This is a genomic window from Rhizobium ecuadorense, assembly GCF_001187535.1.
GTDB classification, from domain to species: domain Bacteria; phylum Pseudomonadota; class Alphaproteobacteria; order Rhizobiales; family Rhizobiaceae; genus Rhizobium; species Rhizobium ecuadorense.
The window spans coordinates 1-429 of record NZ_LFIO01000991.1 but is presented as its reverse complement, the minus strand read 5'-3'; the positions used below and the strand labels follow the sequence as shown (position 1 = coordinate 429).

General features: G+C 59.2%; 1 protein-coding gene and 1 pseudogene. Both read right to left on the bottom strand.

The features are described 5' to 3' along the window. A pseudogene (locus tag AF337_RS18340) lies at positions 1-212 on the bottom strand (CpaF family protein); the annotation flags it as partial. Positions 213-231: 19 nt separating this feature from the next. Next, positions 232-429 (bottom strand): L,D-transpeptidase (locus AF337_RS18335; protein WP_152971128.1); only part of this gene is annotated, 198 nt, incomplete at its 5' end.

Below are 429 nucleotides of genomic sequence, written 5' to 3'. Positions count from 1 at the left end.
CGATCGAGCAGGTAGCGGTGCAGATTGACCCGCTCGGAAACCATGTCCGGCCCGAACGAAGCCTCTTCGCCACTCGCCGTGGCGCTGTCGGAGGCCGGTTGGGCAGGCATGTTCTCAACTGCGCCGACCAAAGACAGTTCGGCCGCCTCCAGATGTTCCCGGCTTTCCGGTTCCCGCTGCTTGTAGAAACGCCCCATGATACCGTTCGCCATGTTTCCCGCCTCTGAACTCTTATTTTACAATGACCGTGGAACCGACTTTCACCCTCGCATAGAGATCGATGACGTCGGCATTGCTCATGCGAAAACAGCCCGATGACGCGAAACCGCCGACCGTCGACTGCTCGTTCGTTCCATGAATGCGATAGAGCGTGTCGGTCCCGCCCTTGTAGAGATAGATCCCGCGGGCACCCAAGGGATTAAGCGGTCC